The 3087-nt window shown below is 43.4% G+C and carries 4 protein-coding genes; all 4 read left to right on the forward strand.

The features are described from left to right. The first annotated feature begins 271 nt into the window (after window positions 1-271). The gene (locus tag AC1DWN_RS31230) at window positions 272-1426 is read left to right on the forward strand and encodes a D-alanyl-D-alanine carboxypeptidase family protein (RefSeq protein WP_477562753.1); all 1155 of its coding nucleotides are present in this window, start codon (window positions 272-274) and stop codon (window positions 1424-1426) included. A gap of 168 nt (window positions 1427-1594) precedes the next feature. Further along, the gene (gene spoIIAA, locus AC1DWN_RS31235) at window positions 1595-1948 is read left to right on the forward strand and encodes an anti-sigma F factor antagonist (RefSeq protein WP_477562750.1); all 354 of its coding nucleotides are present in this window, start codon (window positions 1595-1597) and stop codon (window positions 1946-1948) included. After that, window positions 1945-2391, forward strand: a complete 447-nt coding sequence (spoIIAB, locus tag AC1DWN_RS31240; RefSeq protein ID WP_477562751.1) for an anti-sigma F factor — start codon at window positions 1945-1947, stop codon at window positions 2389-2391. The genes spoIIAA and spoIIAB overlap by 4 nt, the downstream gene beginning before the upstream one ends. Window positions 2392-2410: 19 nt before the next feature. Continuing rightward, window positions 2411-3087, forward strand: a 677-nt coding sequence (gene sigF / locus AC1DWN_RS31245) for an RNA polymerase sporulation sigma factor SigF (protein ID WP_477562752.1), incomplete at its 3' end; no start/stop codon positions are given.

Consider the following 3087-nt stretch of genomic DNA (forward strand, 5'->3'; position numbering starts at 1 on the left):
GTTTCACACTTATAATAGGCTTATAATTCACGCGAAACTTTGCTTTGCCGCAAGGACGGCGACAGCCGTTTACGCTTGTGTGTTGTGGTTAATAAGGAAATAGGTTCAATTCGATTCATATGGAATAAATTTCATTATATTAGTCAACAATGAAAAGGAATATATAGCCATAACGTGCCATCTAAAATTTAAGCATTTGTTTAGACAGCCATCAAAAAATTTGAGGAGTGAATTTCTGTTGAAAAATCGTTCTTTCAAGCTGTTTTTACTCATGATCACGCTTGCGCTTGTGTTGCCTTCGGTGATTTTCGCTAAAGAGCCTGCTCCCGCACCGAACAATCAACCTTCATCGCTGAGCCTTGCTCCTTCAGCGCGTTCGGCTATTCTTATGGACGCTGACAGCGGAACTGTGATTTTTGAGAAAAACAGTCATGACCAGTTGCCGCCAGCCAGCATTACAAAAGTAATGACGATGCTGCTTATTATGGAGGCGCTAGATGACGGTCATCTAAAATTGACCGATAAAGTTCGAACGAGTGAATATGCCGCTTCTATGGGTGGCTCGCAAATATTTCTAGAAGCTGGCGAAGAAATGTCAGTGGAAGAAATGCTCAAAGGAATTGCTCTTGCATCTGGAAATGATGCCTCTGTTGCAATGGCTGAGAAATTAGCCGGGACGGAACAACAATTCGTCTCCAAGATGAATGAGAGAGCCAAACAATTAGGTATGAATGATACACAATTCATGAATCCAAACGGCTTACCTGTAGCGGGTCATTTCTCATCAGCACATGATATTGCCATCATGTCTAAGGAGCTTCTTAAACATTCTGAAGTGACAAAATACACCGGCTTATATCAGGATTATTTACGCAAAACGTCGGAGAAGCCTTTTTGGCTAGTAAATACGAATAAACTTGTTCGGTTCTATAGCGGAGCCGACGGATTAAAGACGGGTTTCACCACCGAGGCAAAATATTGCTTATCCGCAACGGCAAAGCGCGATAATATGCGAGTTATTGCTGTTGTAATGGGTGAACCGAATACAAAGACGAGAAATGCGGAAGTTTCACAAATGTTCGATTATACATTTGCTCAATATATGAATCACTCCATTATTAAAGAAGGTGATTCGATGGGAACAGTAACGATTGAAAAAGGGACAACGGTCAACCTTCCGTTAGTTGCAAAGCATCCCTATAGCGTTCTACTCAAAAAAGGCAGCCAGACACAAGATATACGGTATGAGTTGAAAATGAACGGTCCGCTAAAGGCTCCGGTTCAAATTGGACAGTCTATTGGAAAGCTGGTCGTTTATCAAGGAGATCAAGTGCTGAAGGAATTTGAAGTTGATGCTCCGATTTCTGTTGATAGAGCGGGCTGGTGGAAAATGGTGAAACGATCATTTTCAGGTTTGTTTACTTAGCTCATTTTTTGAAAGATCCACGGTCGAGATGTACTCGTATTTTGTCAGTTGATAGCGCTATGCTTCTAGTTTTGTCGGCGGGCAGGAAACGGCAAACGTTTCATAGAATAGCTAGATCTAACACGGCAAGTGCAAGCAGCTGAATCAGTGGAGGAGTTGATTAGCTTAATGAGTCTGCAAGCAGAATTGGAGCATTACCGTAATGTGCTGATCGTGCGCCTTAGAGGCGAGCTAGATCATCATACAGCCGATGTTGTTCGCTTTAAGATGGAGGATGCCATTCTTCGAGGCAACTGTGACCATGTCATTTTAAGCCTTAAGGAATTGCAATTCATGGACAGCTCTGGTCTAGGTGTTATTCTAGGGCGCTACAAGCAAGTGAAGAGTAAAGGTGGCAAAATGGTCGTTTGTGATGTGAATCCGAGCGTTCATCGCCTTTTAGAGCTGTCGGGTCTGTTCAAAATATTGACGATTCACGAAAATGAACGCAGCGCAATTTCCAGTTTGGAGGTGGTGTCATGAACGGATCGAATGAAATGACGCTTTCCTTTAGTGCCCGCTCAGAGAATGAAGCTTTCGCTCGTATAGCGGTCGCTGCATTTGTGTCTCAGCTTGATCCGACCTTGGATGAGCTTAATGATTTAAAGACGGTGATATCTGAAGCTGTTACGAATGCGATCATTCATGGTTACGAGAATGATCCAACGCAGCAGGTCACAATTGAAGCGAAGATTGAAGGAGAATCTGTTTCTATCGTTATATCGGATAATGGTCTGGGAATTGAGGATTTGGAGCTAGCGCGTCAGCCGCTTTACACATCTAAGCCTGAGCTTGAGCGGTCTGGTATGGGATTTACGATTATGGAAAACTTTATGGACCGCTTCGAGGTTTCAAGTCAGCTGGACGGTGGAACCCGTGTAGTCATGATGAAACGTATCGAATCGAAAAAAGCGCTCTACAACTAGGGCATAGGGGTTGAACCTCATGAAAGTCGATTTGAAGCAAACGGCCCAGCCATACTTAGATGATGCGGAAGTAAAACGGCTTATCGCATTAAGCCAAACCGGTGATTCACTTGCAAGAGATACACTCGTTCATTGTAATATACGGCTCGTATGGTCAGTCGTACAACGATTCATCAATCGTGGTTATGAGCCCGAGGATTTGTTTCAAATAGGCTGTATCGGATTACTTAAATCAGTAGACAAATTTGATTTGTCCTATGATGTAAAGTTTTCGACCTATGCGGTACCGATGATTATTGGGGAAATTCAACGTTTTCTTCGTGATGACGGAACTATCAAGGTTAGCAGATCCCTCAAGGAAACGGCCAATAAGGTGCGTAAAATGAAGGATGAGCTATCGAAAACATTAGGACGTCTACCTACCATTAGCGAGGTTGCTGAACGGCTTGGTATTACGCCCGAGGAAGTTGTTTTTGCTCAAGAGGCGAACAAGCCGCCAACGTCTATTCATGAGACGGTATTCGAAAATGATGGTGATCCGATCACGCTAATGGATCAAATTGCTGATGAATCGCAAGATCGCTGGTTCGACAAGCTGGCATTGGTTGAAGCGATTGAAGGACTCAGTGAACGTGAGCGACTTATTGTATACTTGCGCTATTACCGAGACAAAACGCAATCTGAAGTAGCTAGCAG

This window comes from Paenibacillus sp. P4_A7 (assembly GCF_056402455.1).